Consider the following 23,242-nt stretch of genomic DNA (forward strand, 5'->3'; position numbering starts at 1 on the left):
CCGTCCCCTGGCCGTGGCCTCCGCATGCCGCAAGACCCGGTATGACGCCGTTCTTGTTTGCTATCGCTGTACCCAAGGGCAGGGGTTGCGTCAAGCAGGGGCGGGAAAAAATGCAGGTTGTGCGTACAGTTGGAACACGCTTGTCGTCGCGCTTCACCTTTCTTCATTGTTCTGTACGCGCGTCGCGCCATCTCCCTTTCCACGGCGTTCGTCCCTGCAAGGCCGACGCGGCGGCATGCCGCGCACGGCGCGAGCGGCAGGGAGCGGGGCACGGCACCGATGGCGCCGTACGTCCACAGGGGGGTCAGGGGGGCGTTGGCGGGGCGCGGCAGCCGCCAACAACGGGCGGGATCAGGCCGTTCCACCACCCGGAGTTGGAGCCTGGGCCAGGGCGGTGCGCATGGCCGCGTGCAACTGGTCGATTTCAATGGGCTTGGCGAGGTAGTCGGTCATGCCTGCGGCCAGAAAGCGTTCCCGGTCGCCCAGCATGGCGTGGGCGGTCAGGGCCACCACTGGCACCCATGGCGGCGTGGCCTGGGGGGCCATGCTCTCGCCCATGCGGATGCGCCGGGTGGTCTCCATGCCGTCCATTTCGGGCATCTGGATGTCCATGAGCACGGCGTCGTAGCGCGTGCGGGCCAGCATTTCCAAGGCCTGCCGCCCGGACGCGGCGCGGTCGGCCGTGTAGCCCAGGCGCGTCAGCAGCCGCTGCGCGGTGATCAGGTTCACCTCGTCGTCGTCCACCACCAGGATGCGCTGCGCGCCGTCGCGCGGCTTCGCCGGGGGCGTTTCGCCCGCGCGGGTGCCCGCCGTTCCCGCTGCGGACGCGTCGGCAGCTCCGCCCGACCCGCCTGTTCCGGCCGCCCCGGCCGTCGTGGCGGCCGTGGCGGCCACGGTGTTCGGGCCGTGCTGTGCCGTGTCGGCGGGTCGCGTCGTATCCCCCCCGGCCGCGCTCCGCCGTCGGGCGGTTTGCCGTTGCTCGGTGCGCAGGGGCAGGGTGATGTGGAATTCCGACCCTTCGCCGGGGGCGGTGGCCACGCAGGCGGTGCCGCCCATGAGCAGGGTGAGCCGCCGCACGATGGCAAGGCCAAGGCCCGCTCCGGCGGCCCCGGCGGTGGCCGCGTCGCCTGCGGCGTAGCTGTCGAACAGGGTGCGCAGCCGTTCCGGCTGGAAGCCCGTGCCCGTGTCGGACACCGCCATGTGGATGTTCACCCGGTCCGGCCGCCCGCAGCGGGGCAGCGGGTAGATATCCACGCGCACGCCGCCCGCGTCGGTGTTCTTCACGGCGTTGGACACCAGGTTCACCAGCACCTGCCGGATGCGGCCCGCGTCGCCCATCAGTTCCTGGGGCAGGGCCGGATCCGCCGCCACCTCGAAGGTCAGGCCCTTGGCGAGGGCCTGATGGGCCAGCATGGCGCGCAGGGGTTCCGTCACCTCGGCCATGGAGAACGATTCTTCCATCAGCGGCAGCGCGCCCGCCTCCATGCGTGAAATGTCCAGGATGTCGTCCAGGATGCGCAGCAGGTTGCGGCTGGCGCCCAACGCGGTTTCCACGCAGTCTTCCTGTTCGGCGGAAAGGTGGGTGCCGCGCAGCAGTTGCAGCATGCCCATGACCCCGTTGATGGGGGTGCGCACCTCGTGGCTCATCACCGCCACGAATTCCGATTTGGACCGGTTGGCCTTTTCCGCCCCATCCTTGGCCTGGCGCAGTTCTTCCTCGGCGCGGGTGCGCCGGGTGACGTCGGCGAACATCACGGCGATCTGGCGGTTTCCGGTGCGGAATACCCACAGGTCGGCAAAGGTCCACCCGGCGGGCAGCCAGCTGGAACTGGCGTGGGCCGAAACGCTGAACGCCCCGCCCTTGCTGGCGATGCCGCCGAAGATGGTGGGCAGGTTGGTGGCGGCGATGCCGGGCAGGGCCTCGGTCAGCCGCCGTCCCAGCATGCCCCGCCCGGTGATGCGCAGGGCCTCGTCCGCCGTGGGGTTCACCGCCTCTATGCGCAGGTGCTCGGCCTGGTCCAGGGTGAGCAGCAGCACGCCGAAGGGCGCGCCCTCGACGATGGAGCGGAAGCGGGCCTCCGCCTCGTGCAACTGCTGCTCCGACTGCCTGCGTTCGGTGATGTCGTGAAACATGCCCACGGCCACCTCACTGTCGCCCACGCGCAGTACCCTGGCCTTCACCAGCATGTTGCGCTCCACGCCTTCACGGGTGCGCATGGGCATTTCCACGGGCAGTTCCAGGGGCTGCTCGCGCAGGCTGGCGAAACGCCCGCCAAAGCCGCCCTGGTGCAGCCGTTCCGGGTGCAGGAGACGCTGGTGCATGCCCACCAGTTCCTCGCGGGAGTAGCCGAACACCTGCATCGCCGCCCGGTTGGCGTCCAGGATGATGCCGGTTTCCGCGTCGGCCAGCAGAATGGCGTCCATGGCGTTGTCGAACACGGTGCGGTAGCGGGTTTCGTTGTCGCGCAATTCCGCCGTGAACGCCTCGCGCTCGCGCAGGCGGCTGGTGAGAATGGCGGCCATGGTGTCCACGCTGAAGGCCAACTGGCCGATCTCGCCCCGGTCATGGCTGATGCCGGTGCGCGCGCCTAGCTGGCCCTCACCGATGCGGTTGGCCGTGGCGGCGATGCGGGAAAGGGGCCGGGCCACCAGCCTGCCGCCCGCCAGCGAGGCCACGGCCAGGGTCACGGCCATGGCTCCGCCCAGCAGAACCAGCGCGCGGTTGCGCGCGGCGCGCACGGGGGCCAGCACGGCGTCTTCGGGAATGCCCACGATGACGTTCATGTAGGGCGCGGCTTGCGGGTACAGGCGCAGGCGGGTGAATCCGTACAGCCGGACAGTGCCGTCCGAGCCTTCGTGCGTGAGCAGCCCTTCGTCGCCCATGGCGCGCAGGGCCTCCCACACCCCGCTCCGGATGGGACTGCCCACGGGGTTGCTGGGGGCCTTGGGATGGAAGGACAGGCGGATGCCGCGATGGTCGGACAGGCTGAGCACCGATCCGGGGGGCAGGTTCAACTTGTCGAACAGCGTGTCGTAGTGGTCGAGCCGCACGGGCGCGGCCAGAACGCCGTAGACCCGCCCCTCGCCGTCCACGAGCGGCAGCGCGAAGTGAAAGGTGGCCTCTTGCAGGGTGCGCGCCACCACGTATTCGCCGCTGCTGAAGCGCCGGTCGCGCGTGGCGGCGCGGAAATACAGGCGGTCGGCAAGATTGAACGGGGCCTGGCCGGGGTTGGGCACGGGCTGGCGGCCGGAGGCCACCAGGTCGCCGTTGGCGTCCAGGGCCAGCAGGTTCAGCAGGGCCGCGTCATCGGCCAGCACTTTCCGGAACACGGCCTCGCAGGCGGCCGGATCCAGCCGCCGCACGTCGGGCAGGGCGGCCAGGGTGGTCAGGGTCTGGCGGGCGCCGTCGGTGACGCGCGCCTGCAACGCGGCGATGCTGCTGGCCGCGCGGGAGACGGACGCCTCGGCCTCGGCCTGCAGTTGCGTGGCCAGGCGGTACGAATCGTACAGGATGACGCCGAACGCGGGCAGGGCCGCCAACAGGGCGACCCAGACCAGGGTGACGCGGATGGAGAACATGTGCGGCCGCATGGCGACTCCGGGCACGGAAGGCTTGTCGGCCGGTCTGCGGCCGTTGGAACCTGCCATCAGAATGGCACGCTTTTCTGCGGTACGCCACCGCAAAATCGCGCCCGGTCGGCATCTTTGCGCGGCAACCACGCGAAACGGGGCGGACCATGCAGCCCGCCCCGTTTTGGAAAGCACGTGTTTTCGGGGTATTGCTACCAATCAAAGGTGGCCTTGAACGACCGGGCCAGGCCCTCCACGCCTTCCGCCAGCAGGGGCGCGCCCGCCGCCGTGACGGTGAGGGTGGCGTCCGCCGTCACCTCGCCGATGCAGGCGCAGGCGGAACGGGCGAAGCGCGCCTCGAAGGCGGCGGCGTTCTCGGGCTTCACGGTGACCAGCAGGCGGCTGGCCGATTCGGAGTACAGCAGTTCCGTGGGCGTCATTGCGCCGCCATGCGAGGGCGCGGGTACTGCCGCGATGTCGCAGCGCGCGCCCAGCCGTCCGCCCACGGCCATTTCGGCCAGGGCCACGGCAAGGCCGCCGTCGGACAGGTCGTGACAGGCGGTCACGAGGCCCGCGTTGATGGCCCCGTGCAGGGCGCGGTAACGGTCCATGGCGGCCAGGGCGTCCACCTGCGGCACATGCGCGCCCACGGTGTTCAACTGGTCGGCGACTTCGCTGCCGCCCAGTTCGCGCAAGGTGTCGCCCAGCAGGTACACCTTGTCGCCGGGCCGCTTGAAGTCGGAGGTGACGGCCCGGTTCACGTCATCCATGACGCCCAGCACCGAGTACAGCACCGTGGGCGGGATGGAAATCTTCACCCCGCCGCCGAAGTAGTCGTTCTTCATGGAGTCCTTGCCGGAAACGCAGGGCACCCCGTAGGCAAGGCAGAAGTGGGCCAGGGCCTGGTTGGCGCGCACCAGCTGGGCCAGCTTGTACTGGCCGTCGGGGGTCTTTTCCGACTGCACCGGGTCGCACCAGCAGAAGTTGTCGGTGCCGGCCATGCGGTCGGGGTCGCCGCCCACGGCCACGGCGTTGCGCACCGCCTCGTCGATGGCGTTGGCCATCATCCAGTAGGTGTCGTAGTCGCTGAACTTTGGGCAGATGCCGTGCGAAAGCACTATGCCCGCCTGGCTGTCCAGCAGGGGGCGCACCACGGCGGCGTCCGCCGGACCGTCGCGCTTGACCCCGACGAGGGGCTTCACCACGCTGCCGCCCTTCACCTCGTGGTCGTACTGGCGGATCAGGTATTCCTTGCTGCAGATGTTCAGGCGGCCCAGCATGGCGTGCAGCAGCGGGCCCTGTTCGGCGGGGGCCGGGTTCAGCCTGCATTCGCACTCGGGGGCGATGGACGGGCGTTCCCACACGGCGGAAAGCTGCATCTGAGGCACCCCGTCATGCAGAAAGTCCATGTCCAGGCAGGCCACCTGCCGGTCGCCGTAGACCACGTGGAAGCGGCCCGAATCGGTGAACTCGCCCAGCGGGGTGAGCTCCACATCCATCTCTTTGGCCAGGGCCAGGAAGGCATCCAGCTTTTCCGGCGGCACGGCCAGGGTCATGCGCTCCTGCGCCTCGGACAGCAGGATTTCCCACGGGCGCAGGCCGTCGTACTTCAGCGGGGCGCGCGAAAGGTCCAGGCGGCAGCCGCCGGTATCCCCGGCCATTTCGCCCACGGACGAGGACAGGCCCCCCGCGCCGTTGTCGGTGATGGCGTTGTACAGGCCCATGTCGCGGGCGCGCATGATGCAGTCGTACATCTTGCGCTGGGTGATGGGGTCGCCGATCTGCACGGCCGTGGCCGGTGAGCCTTCGTGCAGTTCTTCCGACGAGAAGGTGGCGCCGTGGATGCCGTCCTTGCCGATGCGCCCGCCCGCCATGACGATGATGTCGCCGGGCAGGGCCTTCTTGTACCAGCCGGGGCGGCCGTGAATCTCCTTGGGCAGCATGCCCACGGTGCCGCAGTACACCAGCGGCTTGCCCAGGTAGCGTTCGTCGAACACGATGGAGCCGTTGACGGTGGGGATGCCCGACTTGTTGCCGCCGTGCTCCACCCCTTCGCGCACGCCTTCCATGACCCGGCGCGGGTGCAGCAGGCGGGGGGGCAGCTCCCCTTCGTGGAAGGGCGAGGCAAAGCAGAACACGTCGGTGTTGCACAACAGTTCCGCGCCAAGGCCGGTGCCCATGGGGTCGCGGTTCACGCCCACGATGCCGGTCAGCGCGCCGCCGTAAGGGTCCAGCGCCGAGGGGCTGTTGTGGGTCTCCACCTTGATGCACACGTCGTGGGTGTCGTTGAAGGCGATGACCCCGGCGTTGTCCTTGAACACCGAGCGGCAGAAGTCGCGCTCGCCAAGGCGCTGGCGGATGGTCTTGGTGGAACCCTGGATGTACGTCTTGTACAGGCTGTCCACCACCTCGCGGCGGCCCGTTTCGCGGTTCTCGTAGTCGATGCGGGCGGAAAATATCTTGTGCTTGCAGTGCTCGGACCAGGTCTGGGCCAGCACCTCGATTTCCGCGTCGGTGGGGTCCGCGGGCAGGCCCATGGCGGCGCGGCCTTCGCGCACGGCGGGGTCCGCGTAGTAGGCGCGGATGGCGTGCAGCTCTTCCAGGCTGAGGGCCAGGGTGTTCTCGCGGCTGAAGGCCAGCATGGCCGCGTCGTCCATGGAGGACAGCGGGATGATGGCCACCTCGTCGCTCGATGCCCCGGTCACCTGCGCGGCCTGCGGGACGAAGCCGGGTTCGGCGGCCCATTCGTCGCGGCTTTTCAGCATGAAGCGCTGGATGAGCTCGTTGGCCAGCAGGTCGCGGGCGATGTGCTCCATGTCCGCGCGGGACAGGGGCGCGTCCTTGGCGCAGGTCACGTGGAACTGGGCCGAGGTGTACACGGCGATGGACCGGCGGTCGGCGTTCAGCACCAGGGCCAGGGTGTCGCGGGCGGTGCGGCCCTCGTTGTCGGTGACGCCGGGGCGAAAGCCCACTTCCAGCACCCAGTCGGCCGGGGCCGCGCCCTGCGGGGCGGGCAGCAGGTCCAGCGCGGCGTCCTGCAGCACGGGGTCGTGCAGCACGCCCTGGGCCACCATGCGGGCGAGATCGTCGCCGGAAAGGCCATCCACGGTGAACACCCTGACGAGGCGCACGGACTCCACGTTCAGGCCCAGCGAGGCCCGGATCTTGGCGGCGACGTTGCGGCCCACGGTATCGGTGACCTGCGGCCGAAGCCCAACTTCTATGCGCCGAAGCATGACTGACTCCTGAGGGTGTTTGGGGGTGGCGAGCGGTTGGCTCTCCATAAAGGCAAACGGCGTGGTTTGCAAATACGTGAAGGGGGCTCGTGGCGCGGGGGATGGAGGCGGGATGCCAGGGCCGCGCGGGGCGTGTACGGCGCGGCGGCATGCACGGATGGTTTCCGTACATGCCGCCTGGTGTCCCGTGATGTTCCGGATGGCGGCGGGCGCGGCTGCCTATTCCGCCCAGCGCACCTTCACGCCGTCCATCTTCTTGGCGGTGTAGCTGGCCCGGTCGGCCCGCTGGACCAGGCTTTCGCCCGTGTCGGAGGGGGTCAGCAGGGCAAGGCCCATGCTCAGGTCCACCGCGCCCTTGCAACTGGTCACCACGCCCTCGCGAATGCGCTTGGCAAGCCCTTCCATGGCCTCGGGCGAGACCTCGGTGACCACCACGGCGAATTCGTCGCCGCCGTAGCGGCAGGGAAAGTCCATGCCCTTGCGCACCACCGCGCTGATGCCCGCGGCCACCCGGCGCAGCACGGTGTCGCCCGCCTGGTGCCCGTAGGTGTCGTTGATGGACTTGAAGCGGTCGAGGTCGAAGAAGATCAGCCCCAGCTGGCGGCCGGTGCGGCGGCTGCGCTCCATCTCGCGTTCCAGGATCATGTGGAACTGCGAATGGTTGAACAGCCCGGTCAGGCCATCGTACATGGCCTGCTGCTTCACCTTTTCCTCCAGACGGCGGATGCTGGTCAGGTCGCGTCCCACCACCAGGAAGGCCGGGCCATCGTGCTCGCGCGAATCCAGCGCGGAAAAGACCAGTTCGAACAGGCCCATGCTGCCGTCGCCCAGTTCCAGCACCGCTTCCACCGGCGCGGCTGGCGACGCGCCGGACAGGTAGGCCGTGTCCCATGCCTCGGTGAAGGTGGCCGTGGGGCGCGAGACCGCGAACAGGTTCTTGCCCCGCAGGCCCGCGCAGCGGCGTGACGCCCACGAGACCAGGCCCGCCCGGTCCACGGTGAGCACGATTTCCTGCATGGAGTCCAGCAGCCGTTCCAGAAAGTCGCGCTGGCGCAGGTTCTGCACGTCCACGTCGGAGATTTCCGTCACGTCCTCGATGAGCAGCAGGGCGTCGTCGTGGGTGGCGTCGCGGCGGCGGTGCAGCGAAACGTAGGCGCACGGGGTCTCCGTGCGCGCGCTCGCCGCGCCGGAGGGGCAGAACAGGCGGCTGATGAAGGCGGGGCCGTCGTCGGCGGTGAAGGTCTGCCATTCGGGGCCGAAGTCGAAGCCAAGGGCCTCGGCCAGCAGGGGGCGCACCGGCGTGCGGGGGGCCAGTTCGTCGCGGCCCACGTAGTCCAGGAAGCGCCGGTTGGCCTCCACCAGCAGGCCTTCGCGGTCCAGTCGGGCCACGCCCAGGGGCAGCGCGTCCAGGGTGTCGGCCTTGGCTTCCAGCACGGCCTGCTGGCGGTAGTAGTTTTCCAGCGCCATGGCCATGAAGTGGCAATACACCAGCAGGGCAGACTTGCGGGCCGGCGGCAGGGCGTCCTTGGGCAGGCGCAGCTGGCCCCAGTCGGTGCCGGAGGCGGACAGGGGCACCCGTTCCTGCCCGGATTGCCACGGCAGTTGCGCGAAGGGGCCGGGACCGGCCTGGCGCGGGGTGGGGGTGGTTTCGTCCGCGCTGAACAGCAGATAGTCTTCGCCGCCCGGCACGCGCAGCGCCACTTCCCAGCGCTGCACGTTCCAGTACCAGCGCAGCTGCCGACCCAGGGTGGCGGCCAGCGAGGGCAGCCCCCCGGCCACGTGCGACAGTTCCGCCCCCAGGAAATAGAAGGATTGCAGCGTTTCCAGCGACTGTTCGTACAGCCGCGCCCCCACCGGGCGGTCCTGGATGGCCAGTTGCGCCAGCATGGACTTGAAGCGCTGGGCGCAGGATTCGCGCAGGTTTTCCAGAGCCTGGTCGTCCAGCGCGAGGCGGGCGCGCAGCAGCATCTCGAACTGGATGATCAGCGCGGGGTGGGTGGCCTGGCCGTGCAGCAGGTCGGCCCACTGGGTGCCCAGGATCACCGCCTGGGTCAGCGGCGGGTGGTGGGGCACGCCGTCCAGATCGTGGTGGTTGGCGATGGCTTCGGCGATGGCCTCGGGCAGCCCCCACCTGTGGATGATGTTGCGGGCCATGGCCGCGTGGTCCGCGCCCCAGCAGGTGTTTTCCAGCGAAAGCTGGTCGCGTTCCAGGCTGGTGATGCAGGCCTTGCCGCTCAGCACCGGGTCTTCGTCGGCGGAGCACAGGTGCATGAACAGGGCAAGGTCTTTCAGCAGGGACGCGAGATAGGCCAGGTGGGCCATGTCGGGCTGCACGCGCAGGGCGATCTGCTCCGCCGCGATGGACGACCAGACCACCAGCCGCCAGTCCTGGTACATGGCCTGCTGGGGGCGCTTCAGCTCGCTGCTCACCCGTTTCTGGAACGACAGCGACAGGGCCAGCTTGAGGATTTCGCGGGTGCCCAGCACGGTGGCGGCGCGTTGCAAGTCCGCCACCTTGGTGCCCAGGCCGTAGTACGGCGAGTTGACCAGGTTCAGCACGGCGGCGGCCAGCATGGGGTCCATGGCCAGGATGCGGGCGATGGTGGAAAATTCCGGGAACGGCGCCACCAGCGCCTGCACCAGTTGCACCATGACCGGGGGAAAGGTGAGTTGCAGGCAGCGGTTGATGGCTTCTTCGTCGGCAAGCGGCCGACCCTGCGGAACATTCATGCGCCCCTCCGGCTGTGGGGTTGCGTGGAGCATGGCGTGGCGCGCGGGGCATGCGGCGAACCGCGAGTCGGCCACGCTGGTTCGGTCAAGTGGCCCCGCCGTGTGGTCCGGCCGCGTGGTCGGGGCCGTGTGGCCCAGCGGCGGCGCGGGGTGCGCTATGCGCCGCGATTCAGGACGTAGTCGATGCTTTGCCGCAGGATACGACGTTCCGGGGTGTCGGGCAATGCATCAAGGCACGCCGCCGCCTTGTCCAGGTACGTTCCGGCCAGTTCGCGGGCTTTCGCGTCGCAGCCGCGCGCGCGCAGGTCGGCGGTGACGGCGGCCACCGAGGCGTCGTCGAAGGTTCCCTGCCGGAAGCGCGTCACGAAGTCGTCGCGTTCCTGCGGAGAAAGGGTTTCAAGGTAGTAGATCAGCGGCGGGGTCAGCTTGCCCTCGCGCAGGTCGCCGCCCACGGGCTTGCCCGTGTCCTTGGACGAGGCGGCGAAATCCAGCGCGTCGTCCACGATCTGGAAGGCGATGCCGAGGTTCAGGCCGAACCCGGCGGCGGCCGCCACGGCTTCCGCATCGGCCTGCGCGGCCAGGGCGCCGAGCTCGCACGAGGCGCGCAGCATCCATGCGGTCTTGCCGGTGATGATCTCGATGTAGGCGTCGTGCCCGTGGTCGGTGGAGCGCTGGTGGGCGATCTCCACGATTTCGCCGGTGGCCGTCTGCACGATGGCCTCGGCGATGGTTTCGGTAAGCCGGGCGTCGCCGTAGCGGGCCACGATGCGGTTGGCCAGGGCCAGCAGGGCGTCCCCGGCCAGCACGGTTTCGGTCTGGCCGAACACGGTGTGCGCGGCGGGCAGGCCGCGCCGCAGGTCCGCGCCGTCCAGGATGTCGTCGTGCAGCAGGGTGGCCGAGTGCAGCAGTTCCACGGAACACGCCAGCGGGTACAGGTCCGTTCCGGATTTCTTGCGGAACAGCCCGCTGCCTTCCGCTCCCAACGCCCGCGCGGTGAGCAGGGTCAGCAGGGGGCGCAGCCGTTTGCCGCCCGCGCGCAGCACATGCTCGGCCACGGGGCGCACCAGCGGGTGGAGCACGGCCACCTCGGCGTCGAGCGTCTTGTTGATGCGCGGCAGTTCCGTGGCCAGATAGGCTTTGAGCTTCAGCATGGGAATGTCCGTAGGGCTTGCGGCAGGGCCGCCGGGTATGTCGCGCGGCGCTGCCGCCGCTGTCCAGAACGTCAGTCGGTAAGGAAAAGTTCTCGCGCCAGGCGCCCCAGGGCGTCCAGCGCCCCTTCCAGCGCCCAGTCCTCCGCCGCGCGCGAGCCCACGATGTTGGACATGGTGCGCGCCTCGGCAAAGGGCAGGCCGTGGCGCAGGCAGGCCAGGGCCAGGGCAAAGCCTTCCATGTTCTCCATCAGCGGGCCGTGGCGGCGGCGCATGGCGTCCGCCCGCGCCGGGGTGCCGGAAACGCCGGCCACGGTCAGCGAAACGCCGCTGCGCGCGGCCTTGGGCATGGAAAGATGCCACTGGCCGAACAGCGCTTCCGGCGCAAGGTCGATGCGGTCCCAGACCGGCCCCGCCGGGCCTTCGGCCTGCGGAAAGGCGATGCCCCGAGGGTCCACGCCGTCGTCACCGGCCAGGCCGTATTCGGGCCAGACTTCGGCGGACGCCAGCACGGCGCTGCCCAACGGGGCGCGCAGCACGTCGAAGGTGCCCGCCACGCCCAGGTTCAGCACGCCGCGCACGCCGCGGTGCGCGCCCAGCACCCGGCCCAGCGACAGGGCCGCGTTGACCGGGCCCACCCCGGTGACCACCAGCAGACAGTTGCGCCCGTTGACGGGCGACGGGCAGGCCTCGCCCGGTCCGGGCAGGGCGCAGCCCACGCGGCCACGCCCGTTGAAGCCGGTGAGCACGGCCTTCATTTCACGGGTGGTGGCGGTGGCTATGACAAGGGTCATGCGTGAAGGCTGTCCATGAACGGCGCGGGTGCGCCGGATGCGTCGTTGGTTCGTTTCTCAGGGGCTGTTTTCCAAATGAGGTTTTTCGTCCGTTGGCAAGGAAAACGAGCGTGCCATGAGGGAGTATACTCTTGTCGTATTCGACCGATATGGCAGGCGAAGTTTGACGCAGCCAACGGGCGAAAGGACAATTTGGAATCAGCCCCTATCGTTTGCGCAGCAGCAACCGCAAATGCCCGTCGGCTGTGGCGCAGGGCATGCCCAGCACGTCGGCCTGGCGCACCCGGGCGATGTGCCGGGCGCTGCCCATCTGGCTGGGCGCGATGTCCAGCAGCAACTGCCCGCCGGAAGGCATGGACCGCAGAAGCGAACTCGCCTCCTGCAGGCCCCGTCAGCAGTCGTCCCAGCACAGCACCACCGGCACGTCGCGGGGGGGCAGTTCGCACAGCAGGGTGCCGCGCGGAATGCCCGGCATCAGCGCGCAGGCGGGGCCGGTGGGAGAGTCGTCCGTCTTGCCCAGGCTGTCGTCGGCCTGTTCCTTTTCCGCGGTGCGGCGCAGGGCCGCGCGCAACATGGCGTCGTCCGGCGGGGGGGGCAGGCGTTTGCGGCGTTGGCTGGCTAGCATGTGCGTCCCGATGTCCTTTGGGGCCGGATGTGCGTGGCGAGGCCCCGTTACAGTCGCCAGTAGGCGAAGAACCCGGCCTCTTCCGCCGTCCGCGCGTCGTGCAGGCCCTTCAGGTCCAGCAGCAGGGCGCGGTCGGGCGTGGCGAACCAACCGCGCATGGCGGACAGGGGAATGGCGCGGTACGCCTTGTGCCCCACGGCCAGGATCAGCGCGTCGAGCTGCGTGAAATCTTCCAGCGCGGCAAGGTCCAGGCCATACTCGTGCTGCGCCTCTACTGCCTCGGCCATGGGGTCGTGCACCAGCACCGTCACCCCGTATTCGCGCAGTTCGGCCACCACGTCCACCACCCGGGTGTTGCGCAGGTCGGGCACGTCCTCCTTGAAGGTCAGCCCCAGGATGCCCACCCGCGCGCCGTCCACGCGGCAGCCCGCCTTGATCATCTGCTTGATGGCGGTTTCGGCCACGTGCTTGCCCATGCCGTCGTTGATGCGGCGGCCCGCCAGGATCACCTGCGGGTGGTAGCCCAGTTCCTCTGCCTTGAAGGTAAGGTAGTACGGATCCACGCCGATGCAGTGGCCGCCCACCAGGCCGGGCCGGAAGGGCAGGAAGTTCCACTTGGTGCCCGCCGCCTCCAGCACCTCCAGGGTGTCGATGCCCAGGCGGTCGAAGATCAGCGAAAGTTCGTTCATCAGGGCGATGTTCAGGTCGCGCTGGGTGTTCTCGATGACCTTGGCGGCCTCGGCCACCTTGATGCTGGCGGCGGGGTGCACCCCGGCCGTGACCACGCTGCCGTACAGGGCGCACAGCAGGTCCAGGGTGGGCGCGTCGCTGCCGGAGACCACCTTCATGATGGTTTCCAGGGTGTGCACCTTGTCGCCGGGGTTGATGCGTTCGGGGGAGTAGCCCACGGTGAAGTCGCGCCCGAAGGAAAGGCCCGATTCGCGTTCCAGGATGGGCACGCAGACGTCCTCGGTGACGCCGGGGTACACCGTGGATTCGTACACCACCACGCACCCGCGCGACATGTGGCGGCCCACGGTGGCGGAGGCCTTTTCCACGGGCGTCAGGTCGGGGTTGCGGTGGCTGTCGATGGGCGTGGGCACGGCCACGATGATCACCCCGGCGGCGGCCAGAGCGGCCCCGTCGCAGGTGAAGCGGGCGGTGGTGGCGGCAAGGTCCGCGTCGGCCACCTCGCCGGTACGGTCGTGCCCGGCGGTCAGTTCGTCCACGCGGCCTTGGGAAATGTCGAAGCCGATGACGTCGAAGCGGCGCGCCAGGGCCACCGCCAGCGGCAGGCCCACGTACCCCAGGCCCACTACGGCCACGGGGGTTTCGCGCCGCGCGATTGCATCAAACGTTGTCATGTCGTTCTCTCGGATGGGTATCGTGTGCCCGGGGCGTGCTGGCGCGTGCCAGATGCCGCTCCGGGCCGGTTCATTGTCGTCTTCTGCCGTCCGGGCAGGCATGCCTGCATGCCCCCGCCCCGGCGTGACCCAGCGTGTCCCGGCGCGTCCCGCTGGCCCGTCCTGTCTCATTCAGTCTCGTCCTGCCTCATGCGGCGGGCGGCCTGCCCCTGCGCTTGCCGACGCACGACCCATGGCGGCAGGGGCTTGCCACGGGCGGGGCCCCCGTGTGAGAAGGCCCCATGCACATCGACTGGAATACGCTGCTCTGCGCCCTAGGCCTTGCCTTCGTCATCGAAAGCGTTCCCTACGTCCTGTTCGCCGAACGGATGCGCCCCGTGTTGCGGTCGCTGTCCGACCAGCCCCCGGCGGTGCTGCGGGCCATGGGCCTTGCCGCCATGTGCGTGGGGGTGCTGGTGGTCTGGCTGGCCCGGCGCGCCCTGTCCTGACGCACGCCGGATCCGGTTCGCCCGTCCGTTCCCTTCGGCCTGCCTGTCCGTTTCTTGATGCCTGTCTGCCCGCCACGCCCGCGCCGGGCTAGCGGGCCTTATTGCCTGCCTTCGCGCCGCCCGTGGCGCGTTTCTTTTTGGTTGCATCCTTCGCGGCCGCGCCGGGCAGGGTGGCCTGCACCGCGCTCCGCGCGGCGGCCGTCTTGCCGCCCCTGGCCTTGCCGGTGACGGCGGGCGCGGTGGTCGATGCGTCCGATTTCGCGATGGGCGCGACCTGCGTAGCCGCGACTGGAGGCGCGGCCGGGGGCTCGGCGGTGGTGGGCGTTTCCAAGGTCGCCACGGGGGCTGCCTGGGGCTTCGCGACGGTTGCCTTCCCGCGTGCCTTGCCGGTGGAGGGGGCCGCCCCGGCCGTGCCGGAACCGGCCCGCTTGTCCACGCCGCCCGAGCGGGGTTTTTCCGCCACGTGCAGGCGCACGATGCCCGAGGTCAGCGGCAGGTGGAACACCCGGCCAAAGCCCGCCGCCGTCATTTCCCCGGCCAGTTCGTCCGCCGTGGGAAAGGCCATGATGGTGTCGGCCAGGTAGCGGTAGGCCCCGGCATCGCCGGAAACGGCCTTGCCCACCAGCGGCAGCAGCCGGTTCAGGTAGAAATTGTACAGTCCGCGCCACACCGGGGTCTTGCCGGTGCCGAATTCCAGCACGCACAGCCGCCCGCCGGGAACCAGCACCCGCAGGATTTCGGCGAAGGCCTCCGCGCGGGGCACGATGTTGCGGATGCCGAAGGCGATGGTCACGCAGTCCACGCTGGCGTCGGCCAGGGGCAGGCGGCGTCCGTCGGCCGTGACGGGCCAGATGGCGCGCGCCGTTTCGCCGAACAGCTTGCCCCGCCCCCGTTGCAGCATGGGGCGGCAGAAGTCCAGCGCGGGCACGCGCACGCCGGGGTGCTGGCGCATGATTTCCAGCGAAACGTCCAGGGTGCCCGCCGCCAGGTCCAGCACGCGGCCGGTGGGGCCGGGCGTCACGTGGCGCACCAGGCGGTGCCGCCAGTACATGTCCAGCCCGCCGCTGAGCACGCGGTTCAGCAGGTCGTACCAGTCGGCGATGCGGCCGAACATGCCGGAAACGCTGCGGGCGTGCCCGCACGGGTCGGGCGCGCGGGGGGCGTCCTGTGCGGCGTTTCCGGCGGGCGCGGAACTGTCGGCGGCGGGGGCGCCTTGGCAGGTGGCGGCGGTGCGGTGCATGCGCGGCTACTCCCGCTCCGCGCCCGTGGAGGGCGCGGGGGCCACGGGGGGCTGGCCGTCGCGCGCGCCGTCGGTGGCGATGGATTCCAGCACCACGCGGTAGATGGAGGGGAACACCTCGCCCAGGCTCGCCGGGGAAACCCGCTGGGTTTCGATGAATTTGACCACGATTTCCTTGGTCACCTGCAGGGCTTCCTTGCGAATCTTGTCCATCTGCGGTCCTTTGGGCGCTCGCGCGGCGGGCGCGGCCGGGAAAAGGGAAAACCCGCCCGTGGGGGAATGGTCTCGACCACGGCGGACGAAGACCGGACGGGTGAAAGAGGAATAACCGGTAAGCCATCCCTCTTTTTTCAGGCGTCTATAGCATTGCGGCCCGCGCCCGTCGAGGCCCGGCGCGGGGGCCGGGGCGGGCCTCGACGGGCGCGGGCTGGCTGGTCCCGGCCGTGGCCGTGCGCTGGCCGGTATTCCGGTTCCGGCAGCTGTGCCTGCCGTGACAGGGGCTTGCTTGGCCAACCGGCGGGTCCGACCGTGGTCCTGCCTGTCTTGTCCTGCCCAGCCTGCCCCAGCCTGGCCCGGCCCAGTCTGGCCCAGTCTGGCCCGGCCCGTTGCGGCGTTTTCCGTGGGTGCGGCCTTCCGGACACGCGAAAGGGCGGAACCGGCAAGTCCCGGTCCCGCCCCGCGGGTGTCATGATGTGTTGGCGATGGCCGCGCAGATGGTGCTGAAGACGTTCCGCCCCGCGCCAAAGCGTGCCCGACAGGGCGCGCGCCGTCAGCGAACGGGAGCGGCCGCCGGGCTACAGGGCTTCTGCCAGTGCGGCGATTTCCTCGCGGATGATCCGCGCGGCGGCGGAGGCCGCGGCCTTGTCCGTCTCGGCCAGCAGCGCGGTGCGCAGGTCGGCGGCCATCATGTCAAGGTCGGCCCGGGTCACGCCTTCGGCCTGTGGGGCTGCTTCCGCGCGGTCGCGCAGCGGGGCCAGATGCTCTTCGATGCGCGCCTCCAGGTCTTCAACCAGGGCGGCGCGCACGCGTTCCAGCAGCGGGGCGAACGGGCCGTCCTCGCGGGCCAGCAGGGGCTCCAGCAACGCGGCCAGACTGTCCTCGGACAGGGATGGCGCGGCGTCGGCCAGCGATTCGATGGCCGAAAGGCGCGTTTCCAGGGCCTCGCGGGCGGCGCGCTCCTCGTCGTTGCGCTCGGCCAGGGCAGCCAGGGAGCCTTCCAGCGCCTCGATGCGCGCGGCGTACCCGGCGGGGGTGTCCCCGGCATCGGGCGCGTCAGTGGACTCGGGGGACTCGGGAGACTCGGGGGCCTCGGGGACCACGGGCGCATCCGGTGTGTCAGGCGCGCCCCCGGGCATGGGAATATCGGACGGCACGTCGGGTGCGTGCGCGGCTGCGGCCACTGGCGCGGCCTTGGGCGCGGGCCTGGGCGATTCCGGCGCGGCGATGGCGGCGGCGGTCGCCGCTGCCGCCAGGGCGGCCTCGAACGGGTCGCCATCGGCCGGGGGCTCGTCGGGCGGGGCCACGGAAGGCTGCGCGGCGCTGGCGGCCAGGGCGGCCTCGAAGGGGTCCAGTTCTTCGGGGGCGGCGGGCGCGGGTTCCGGCGCGGGGGCGGCCTTGGGGCCGGAGCCCAGCATGTCTTCCAGCAGGGCGTCCAGGTCGGCCACGTCCACCATGTCGGCGGGTTTCTGCGGGGCGGCCTGCTCCGTGGAAGCGGGCGGCGCGGTGGCCGCAGGCGTGGCCGGGGCCTTGGCGTCCAGCCCGGCGATGAGGTCGTCGATGTCGTCGTCGCCCATGGTCCGTCCCGCGCCGCCTGACGTCAGGTCGGCGGCGGTGGGTGCGCCAAGGTCGCCGAGCAGGGCGTCCACGTCGGTCATGTCGGGCATGCGCAGTTCCTCGTCGGGGTCGACCGGGCGTCCGGTGATGGCCGAGGGCGTGGACGAGACGGGCTTGGCGGACATGGAGGTGGCCTCCTCTGCGTCGTTGTGGGCGGCTGTAGCCGGGGCCGGACGCGGCGCGGGCGCGGGCTCCGGAGTGTCCGGCAGGTCGCCGATGCTGTTGAGCAGGGCGTCGATGTCGGCGTCCATGCTCGCGTCCATGTCTGCACCTGGGCCCGCACCGGGGCCCGCATCCATGGAGTCGTCGGGCGCGGATGCGGCGGAATCGGCAGGGACAGGGGGCGGGATGTCGGCGTCGAGGGAATCGAAGCCCTTCAGCGATTCAAGACCGCCGCCGTCGGAAAAGAGGTCTTCGAGTTCCTTCTCGAAGCTCGCGGCATCGGATCCGGGCTGCGCTTGCGGCGCGGTGCCCTTCTCGATGATGTCGGTAAGCTCGATGATGTCCTCGTCGGCCGTCAGGTGGGCATCGTCGGTGGGAGACATGACAGACCCTTGGGCAAACCTTCGGTAACGGTTGCGGCGCGGCGCGCGCACCTGCCGGAAAAAGGCCCGCGCGACCACGGCGGGCGCTTTGCGTGTTTCAAGGCATCAATACTACACACAGGTGCGGGCATGGCGCAAGCGCGTGCGGCACGACACGGTGTCGCGGGGCGCGGCGGCCGTGCGGGGGGCAGCCCGCCCGGAAACGCAAAGGGCCGCCCCCGAAGGGACGGCCCAGAAAGCCGGGAGAATGACGGCAGCGCCTAGCTATGGCACTTCGAGCCCTTGCAGCCCGTCAGGTCCTTTTTCTTGGCGGCGTCGGCGCCGGCGGCTTCAAGGTGGCAGCCCACGCAGGTCTTGAACTTGGTGCCCTTGTCATGCATGGCGTGGTAGTAGCCCTTGGCGGACTTGTCCTTCTTGTCCATGCTGTCGTGGCAACCGGCGGTGGCACACTTCTGGTAGTCTTCCTTGCCGTTGACCGGATGGTGGCAGTCGCCACACTTCACGGCCTTGTGGGTCGAGTGGTTGAAGACCACGGGCTGCTTGGTCTTGTCCATCTTCAGGCCATCGGCGGGGGCCTTCGGAGCAGCGGCAAGGGCGGGCATGGCAATGGCGACGGCCAGCGCGAGCACGCCAGTGAGGAACATTTTCTTCATTGCTGAAATACCTCCTTCACAAGGCATGTTAAGGATTTCCCAAGCGCCATGGTAGTAGGTCGCGTTCGCGGTGTCAATACGGGCCGGGAAAATGCCGCGAACTCTGGTGGGTTAGGGGGAATCGCCGTCCCATTCCGAAGGCGTCGCGCGTGCCGTGCGACACAAGGTGACGGCGACGGTCCATGAGATTCAACTGCGGCGGCCCGGAACATTCCGGGCGAAGCAGCCATGGAGGTCGCCTTTTTTCTTATATCAGAGCAGGTTCTGCATGATGTTCGCCGCAGCCCCTGTGTGGGCGCGGCGTTATTTTTTTGCCTCGCCCTTCCTGCGCGCGCCATCGGGCGCATATTTATCCATGTAGCCGCGCGGGGTGACCATGCGGTTTCCCACCATGCCCGTGGCCCCGTTGCCGATGATGACGATGGACAGCATGTCCACCGTTGCCGGGTCGAAGACGGCAAGCGGCGTCACCGACACCTGCTGGTCTGCCCGGTAGGCCTGGCGCACCAGGCCCACGGGGGTTTCCGGTCCCCGGTGGCGGGCGGCGATGGCCAGCGCCTTTTCCAGGTGGTCGGCCCGGCGGCGCGAGCGGGGATTGTAGATGACCACCACGAAATCCGCGCCAAGGGCGGCTTCCAGGCGGCGCTCGATGACCGGCCACGGGGTCAGCAGGTCGCTCAGGCTCACCGAGGCGAAGTCGTGCATCAGCGGCGCGCCCAGCAGGGCGGCGGCCCCGCACAGAGCGGGCACGCCGGGCACCACCTCCACCGCGTCGGCCAGTTCGGCCAGATCGGGCAGTTGGGGCAGGCCGCGCTGTGCCAGCAGTTCGAAGACCAGACCGGCCATGGCGTACACGCCGGGGTCGCCGGAGCAGACCACGCAGGTGGCGCGCCCGGCCAGCGCGGCGTCGATGGCGGCATTGCAGCGTTCCACCTCGGCCATCATGCCGGTGGCCAGCACCTCGCGGCCGTGGCGCAGTTCTTCCGGCACCATGTCCACGTACAGGGTGTAGCCGACGATGCACTGGGAACCGGCGATGGCCGCGCGGGCCTGGGGAGTGAGCAGGGCGGCGTCGCCCGGGCCGAGCCCGACGATGCGCAGGGGGGCGATGGTCATGATGGGGTCTCGCTGGATGCGTGTGGGAAAGGGGTGCGGGGCCGGGCGGAATCGGCGTCGGGCACGGCGGCCACAGCCACGGTGACGCCCCTCGCGGCGGATTTGGGAAGCAGCAGGGCGGGCGTTCCACCCAATTGCCGGGCGGACAGCAGGGCGGCGGCCTCGGCCACGCCCACTTCGGGCACGCCCAGCACTTCGGCGGCCTTGGGGGATGGATGCGGCACCGGCACGGCGGCAAGGCTGGCGGCGTCGAAAAAATGCAGGGGTGCGGCCAGCGCGGCTGCGGCCTGAAGCAGACCCGGCTCGTCGGCCTTCAGGTCCGCCGAGGCCAGCGCGGCGACGGCGGCGGGGGCAAGGTTGGCCCCGGCCAGCGTTTCGCGGATGCGCGATTCGATGACCGCTCCGTCCACGCCGCGCCGGCAGCCCACGCCCACGTGCAGCACCCGGGGGTGCAGCACCAGGCGACGCGGGGCGGCAAGGTGGGCGTGCGGGGTGACCAGCACCGTGGCGGCGTCGGGCGGGAGGTCGCCGGGGGCGTCCACGAAGCGGAAAATGGGGGCCGGGCGGGCGGGGGAAGACGCGCCGCCGTAGGCATCGCCTGCGGCATCCGCTTCGGTCTGGTCAGGCGCGGAGTAAATGCCGCGCAGGCCCAGCCGGTCGCCGGGGTCGCATATCCACACCGTTTCCCCGGCCAGCAGCGCGCCGTTGACGTGGCGGACCATGGCGATGTCGGCCATGGACAGCCCGGCCCGCGCGGCCAGCAGGTCCAGCGAGGGCAACCCCTCGGTGTCCGTGGCCGTGGTGATGACCGCCGTGCCGCCGGTGGCGGCGGCCACCCGCAGGGCAAGGTCGTTGCCGCCGCCGAGATGCCCGGACAGCAGGCTGATGGCGTGCACGCCGCGCTGGTCGCAGACCACCACGCACGGGTCCAGCGACTTGGAGGCGATGTGCGGGGCGATGCAGCGTACCACGATGCCCGTGGCCGCCACGAAGACATGGCCGGGATGTTCCCGGAAGGTGCGCGCCACCAGTTCCGCCAGCGTGACGAAGGGCTGGGCGCTTGATGTGTCCGCCACTCCGTCCGCGTCCGCTCCGCCCGCGCCCGCCGTTGCGACGTGCGCTTCGCACAGCCTTTCCGGCAGGTACAGCACCCCGCCCAGCGCCCCGGCAATGCGCCGTGCCAGCGCCGCCCCGCCGGGGGTCAGCGCGTAGACGGCCAGCAGCCGCGCGGATACGTGGGGGGGCGTGTGGGGCATGGCGGGCAGACGGGGTTGAGGTGGAGCGGCCTGAAGGTTTCAGCCGTTGCCGTTCGGGAAGGGCGGCTGGGTGCCGTGCGGGCGACCCTTGCCGGAATCGCCCGGTTCCATCCGGTTCCATCCGGGGGCATCCGGCCCGACGGCCCGACGGCCCGACGGCCCTACTGCCCAACGGGGAACGGGGGCAGGGCCGGGCTTCGGCTCCACCCCCGTGGTCGATGCAATGGACCGGGGTTGCGCCCGGCGCGTGGTGCGTTACGCCGAAAGGGTGATGGCCCTGGCGGCGTCCAGCAGCGCGGCGATGTCCGCGTCGGTATGGGCGAACGAGACCATGGCCGCCTCGAAGGGCGAGGGGGCGAGGTAGATGCCCTTGTCGCGCATCTGCTTGTAGTAGCTGGTGTACAGGGCCGCGTTGGCGGTCTTGGCGCTGGCGAAGTCGGTCACCGGCTGGTCGGTGAAGAACACCGTGAACATCGACGCCAGGGTGTTCACTCGCACCGGCACGCCCTTGGCCGCCAGGATGTTCTGCAGTTCGCCTGCCATGGCGGCCACGCGGGCCTCCAGCGCGTCGTAGTCGGATTTCTTCAGCTCGGCCAGGGTGGCGATGCCCGCCGCCATGGCCAGCGGGTTACCGGACAGGGTGCCCGCCTGGTACACCTCGCCGCAGGGGGCGATGCGGCGCATCAGGTCGGCCCTGCCGCCGTACGCGCCCACGGGCAGGCCGCCGCCGATGATCTTGCCGAGGGTGGTCAGGTCGGGCGTGATGCCGAAGCGCTTCTGCGCCCCGCCGTAGTTCACGCGAAAGCCGGTGATCACCTCGTCGAAGATCAGCAGCGCGCCGTGCTCGGTGCACAGGTCGCGCAGGCCCTGCAGAAAGCCGTTCGCCGGCAGGACAAGGCCCATGTTGCCCGCCACCGGCTCCACGATGATGGCGGCGATGTCCTTGCCGTGCAGGGCGAACAGTTCCGCCACGGCGGTCAGGTCGTTGTAGGGGGCCAGCAGGGTGTCGCGCACCGTGGCTTCGGGCACGCCGGGGGTGCCGGGAATGGACAGGGTGGCCACGCCCGAACCGGCGCTGGCCAGAAAGGCGTCCGCATGGCCGTGGTAGCAGCCCACGAACTTGACCACCTTGTTGCGCCCGGTGACGCCGCGCGCAAGGCGCAGGGCGCTCATGGTGGCCTCGGTGCCGGAGTTGACCATGCGCACCATTTCCACGCCGGGCAGGGCGTCGATGACGGCTTCGGCCAGGACCACCTCGTCCTCGCAGGGCGCGCCGTAGCTGGTGCCCCGGTCCACGGCGGCGTGGATGGCGCTGGCGACGGCCGGGTGGGCGTGGCCCAGCAGCATGGGGCCCCAGGACTGGACGTAGTCGACGAAGGTGTCGCCGTCCACGGTGGTCAGGTGGCTGCCCTTGGCGTGGGCCACGAACAGGGGGTCGCTGTCCACGCCCAGGCAGGCGCGCACGGGGCTGTTGACCCCGCCGGGGATGAGTTGCTGGGCGCGTTCGAAAAGTTCCTTGGAGCGGTGGTCCATGCTGCGTTCTCCGTGGTGTCGCCGAATGAGGTGGCGGTAGTTGGCGAAGCGTGCGGTGGCTTGCGGGGTAGATTGGTGGCGTAGTCTGCGGTTACCGCGGTGGCGTTGCCAGCAGAATCCGCCTTTTGCCGCCGGGCTGCGTTGGCTCGGCATTTTTGATGCTCACGTACACGAGTACGTTCCGCTCAAAAATGCCGATCCGCCTTGCCCGGCGGACAAAAATCGTAATTCCTTGCACCGCCCCCGCACTAGCCATCCGCGCCGGAGGAACGGCGCGGAGTATAAGGAAGAAAGGCAGTTTCACTGGATGGGCGGGGAAAAGAATCGGACAGGCGGCAAGGCCGAGAGCCGATCGTACGTTTTTGCCTACTCCGGAAAATAGACCATGGAGGTCTTTTTCAACTCGCGCAGCGATTCGAGCACGGCGTATTCGTCGAGCACGGTTTCGCGGCGCAGTTGTTCGATCACTTCCAGGTGTTCCGTTTCGTGGCGGCCGTGGATCATGGTGTACAGTTCGTACGGCCAGTCCGGCGCGGACGAGGGGCGGTAGTAGGCGTGCGAGATCAGCGGGTGCTCGGCGGCCTGTTTGCCCGCCTCTTCGGCCTGCTGCTCGGTGACGCGCCAGGCCACCATGGCGTTGTGGGTCCACCCGGCGCGCTGGTGCTTGATGCTGGCGCCGAAGCGGCGGATGGCCCCGTCTTCCTTCATGCGGCGCAACAGGTCGAGCACGGTGGCTTCATCGGTGTCCGCTGCGGCGGCGATGTCGGCGTAGGGGGTGGCGCTGTCGGGCAGGTTCTTCTGCACGATGGCCAGGATGCGTCGCTCGGTTTCGGTGAACCGGGGCGATGTTTCTTCGGGACGGCTCATGCGGTGGCCTCGTTCGGTTGCGGTTCGACACACGCTGATACCCCGTCCCACCGGCCGACGCAACCCGCGGGCGGCCGTGCCGCGCACGGTGCCAACGCTGCCGGTTGCCATCGGGATGACGGCGGGAAGGGGGATGGCCGCCCGTTTGCATGGTGTGTCACGCATTCGCCACGCGGTTGCCGTATCCCTGTCGCCCGGCGGCATGCGGCGGGTGTTCGCCCGTGGTCTGCCGCGCGCGGCGCAC

Annotated in this window: 16 protein-coding genes and 1 pseudogene; 1 reads left to right on the forward strand and 16 read right to left on the reverse strand. The window is 70.0% G+C overall.

The genetic code is table 11. The features are described from left to right. Positions 1–351: 351 nt before the first annotated feature. The 8 genes from RVX_RS02050 to RVX_RS02085 all read right to left on the reverse strand — a co-directional run bounded on the left by RVX_RS02050 (position 352) and on the right by RVX_RS02085 (position 13,467). A complete protein-coding gene (locus RVX_RS02050) occupies positions 352–3,591 on the reverse strand; it encodes a response regulator (protein WP_172596610.1) in 3,240 nt (1,079 codons plus the stop codon). A gap of 191 nt (positions 3,592–3,782) precedes the next feature. Next, the gene (locus tag RVX_RS02055) at positions 3,783–6,806 is read right to left on the reverse strand and encodes an AIR synthase-related protein (RefSeq protein WP_116306764.1); all 3,024 of its coding nucleotides are present in this window, start codon (positions 6,804–6,806) and stop codon (positions 3,783–3,785) included. 219 nt (positions 6,807–7,025) lie between these two features. Then, the gene (locus tag RVX_RS02060; RefSeq protein WP_116306762.1) at positions 7,026–9,536 is read right to left on the reverse strand and encodes an HDOD domain-containing protein; all 2,511 of its coding nucleotides are present in this window, start codon (positions 9,534–9,536) and stop codon (positions 7,026–7,028) included. A 155-nt stretch (positions 9,537–9,691) separates the two neighbouring features. Beyond that, complete coding sequence (locus RVX_RS02065; RefSeq protein ID WP_116306760.1) at positions 9,692–10,687, reverse strand: polyprenyl synthetase family protein; 996 nt, start codon at positions 10,685–10,687, stop codon at positions 9,692–9,694. 71 nt (positions 10,688–10,758) lie between these two features. After that, the gene (gene mqnB / locus RVX_RS02070) at positions 10,759–11,478 is read right to left on the reverse strand and encodes a futalosine hydrolase (RefSeq protein WP_116306758.1); all 720 of its coding nucleotides are present in this window, start codon (positions 11,476–11,478) and stop codon (positions 10,759–10,761) included. Positions 11,479–11,683: 205 nt separating this feature from the next. After that, on the reverse strand, positions 11,684–11,833 hold the full coding sequence (locus tag RVX_RS02075; RefSeq protein ID WP_007526303.1) for a hypothetical protein: 150 nt from the start codon (positions 11,831–11,833) through the stop codon (positions 11,684–11,686). A gap of 36 nt (positions 11,834–11,869) precedes the next feature. After that, on the reverse strand, positions 11,870–12,103 hold the full coding sequence (locus tag RVX_RS02080; protein WP_007526305.1) for a hypothetical protein: 234 nt from the start codon (positions 12,101–12,103) through the stop codon (positions 11,870–11,872). Positions 12,104–12,150: 47 nt separating this feature from the next. Next, positions 12,151–13,467: a nucleotide sugar dehydrogenase gene (locus RVX_RS02085; RefSeq protein ID WP_116306756.1), complete on the reverse strand. Its 1,317-nt coding sequence runs from the start codon at positions 13,465–13,467 to the stop codon at positions 12,151–12,153. 281 nt (positions 13,468–13,748) lie between these two features. On the opposite strand from RVX_RS02085, the gene RVX_RS02090 reads away from it, so the two are divergent. After that, on the forward strand, positions 13,749–13,955 hold the full coding sequence (locus tag RVX_RS02090) for a DUF2065 domain-containing protein (protein WP_007526308.1): 207 nt from the start codon (positions 13,749–13,751) through the stop codon (positions 13,953–13,955). 448 nt (positions 13,956–14,403) lie between these two features. Here the strand turns inward: RVX_RS02090 and RVX_RS02095 are convergent. From RVX_RS02095 to ahbB, 8 genes and pseudogenes are all read right to left on the reverse strand, one after another. Beyond that, positions 14,404–15,069: pseudogene (locus tag RVX_RS02095) on the reverse strand (ubiquinone/menaquinone biosynthesis methyltransferase); the annotation flags it as partial. A 132-nt stretch (positions 15,070–15,201) separates the two neighbouring features. Next, positions 15,202–15,408 carry a hypothetical protein gene (locus RVX_RS02100; RefSeq protein WP_116306752.1) on the reverse strand — a complete coding sequence of 69 codons (207 nt, stop codon included), beginning with the start codon at positions 15,406–15,408 and terminating at the stop codon, positions 15,202–15,204. Positions 15,409–15,989: 581 nt separating this feature from the next. Beyond that, positions 15,990–17,573, reverse strand: a complete 1,584-nt coding sequence (locus RVX_RS02105) for a hypothetical protein (RefSeq protein WP_230404678.1) — start codon at positions 17,571–17,573, stop codon at positions 15,990–15,992. 260 nt (positions 17,574–17,833) lie between these two features. Next, the gene (locus tag RVX_RS02110) at positions 17,834–18,226 is read right to left on the reverse strand and encodes a cytochrome c3 family protein (RefSeq protein ID WP_116306747.1); all 393 of its coding nucleotides are present in this window, start codon (positions 18,224–18,226) and stop codon (positions 17,834–17,836) included. A 303-nt stretch (positions 18,227–18,529) separates the two neighbouring features. Next, complete coding sequence (cobJ, locus tag RVX_RS02115) at positions 18,530–19,342, reverse strand: precorrin-3B C(17)-methyltransferase (RefSeq protein WP_116306745.1); 813 nt, start codon at positions 19,340–19,342, stop codon at positions 18,530–18,532. Further along, positions 19,339–20,598, reverse strand: a complete 1,260-nt coding sequence (locus RVX_RS02120) for a cobalt-precorrin 5A hydrolase (protein WP_116306743.1) — start codon at positions 20,596–20,598, stop codon at positions 19,339–19,341. The genes cobJ and RVX_RS02120 overlap by 4 nt, the downstream gene beginning before the upstream one ends. A 255-nt stretch (positions 20,599–20,853) precedes the next feature. Next, positions 20,854–22,131, reverse strand: a complete 1,278-nt coding sequence (gene hemL / locus RVX_RS02125) for a glutamate-1-semialdehyde 2,1-aminomutase (RefSeq protein WP_116306741.1) — start codon at positions 22,129–22,131, stop codon at positions 20,854–20,856. A 366-nt stretch (positions 22,132–22,497) separates the two neighbouring features. Further along, on the reverse strand, positions 22,498–22,998 hold the full coding sequence (gene ahbB, locus RVX_RS02130) for a siroheme decarboxylase subunit beta (RefSeq protein ID WP_007526326.1): 501 nt from the start codon (positions 22,996–22,998) through the stop codon (positions 22,498–22,500). Positions 22,999–23,242: the final 244 nt, after the last annotated feature.

This window comes from Nitratidesulfovibrio sp. HK-II, assembly GCF_003402415.2.
Classification (GTDB): Bacteria; Desulfobacterota; Desulfovibrionia; order Desulfovibrionales; family Desulfovibrionaceae; genus Cupidesulfovibrio.

Excerpts from the sequence above, each read along its gene's own strand:
- RVX_RS02050 (WP_172596610.1), bottom strand. The coding sequence starts at position 3,591 with ATGCGGCCGCACATGTTCTCCATCCGCGTCACCCTGGTCTGGGTCGCC.
- RVX_RS02055 (WP_116306764.1), bottom strand. The coding sequence starts at position 6,806 with ATGCTTCGGCGCATAGAAGTTGGGCTTCGGCCGCAGGTCACCGATACC.
- RVX_RS02060 (WP_116306762.1), bottom strand. The coding sequence starts at position 9,536 with ATGAATGTTCCGCAGGGTCGGCCGCTTGCCGACGAAGAAGCCATCAAC.
- RVX_RS02065 (WP_116306760.1), bottom strand. The coding sequence starts at position 10,687 with ATGCTGAAGCTCAAAGCCTATCTGGCCACGGAACTGCCGCGCATCAAC.
- mqnB (WP_116306758.1), bottom strand. The coding sequence starts at position 11,478 with ATGACCCTTGTCATAGCCACCGCCACCACCCGTGAAATGAAGGCCGTG.
- RVX_RS02075 (WP_007526303.1), bottom strand. The coding sequence starts at position 11,833 with ATGCCTTCCGGCGGGCAGTTGCTGCTGGACATCGCGCCCAGCCAGATG.
- RVX_RS02080 (WP_007526305.1), bottom strand. The coding sequence starts at position 12,103 with ATGCTAGCCAGCCAACGCCGCAAACGCCTGCCCCCCCCGCCGGACGAC.
- RVX_RS02085 (WP_116306756.1), bottom strand. The coding sequence starts at position 13,467 with ATGACAACGTTTGATGCAATCGCGCGGCGCGAAACCCCCGTGGCCGTA.
- RVX_RS02090 (WP_007526308.1), top strand. The coding sequence starts at position 13,749 with ATGCACATCGACTGGAATACGCTGCTCTGCGCCCTAGGCCTTGCCTTC.
- RVX_RS02100 (WP_116306752.1), bottom strand. The coding sequence starts at position 15,408 with ATGGACAAGATTCGCAAGGAAGCCCTGCAGGTGACCAAGGAAATCGTG.
- RVX_RS02105 (WP_230404678.1), bottom strand. The coding sequence starts at position 17,573 with ATGTCTCCCACCGACGATGCCCACCTGACGGCCGACGAGGACATCATC.
- RVX_RS02110 (WP_116306747.1), bottom strand. The coding sequence starts at position 18,226 with ATGAAGAAAATGTTCCTCACTGGCGTGCTCGCGCTGGCCGTCGCCATT.
- cobJ (WP_116306745.1), bottom strand. The coding sequence starts at position 19,342 with ATGACCATCGCCCCCCTGCGCATCGTCGGGCTCGGCCCGGGCGACGCC.
- RVX_RS02120 (WP_116306743.1), bottom strand. The coding sequence starts at position 20,598 with ATGCCCCACACGCCCCCCCACGTATCCGCGCGGCTGCTGGCCGTCTAC.
- hemL (WP_116306741.1), bottom strand. The coding sequence starts at position 22,131 with ATGGACCACCGCTCCAAGGAACTTTTCGAACGCGCCCAGCAACTCATC.
- ahbB (WP_007526326.1), bottom strand. The coding sequence starts at position 22,998 with ATGAGCCGTCCCGAAGAAACATCGCCCCGGTTCACCGAAACCGAGCGA.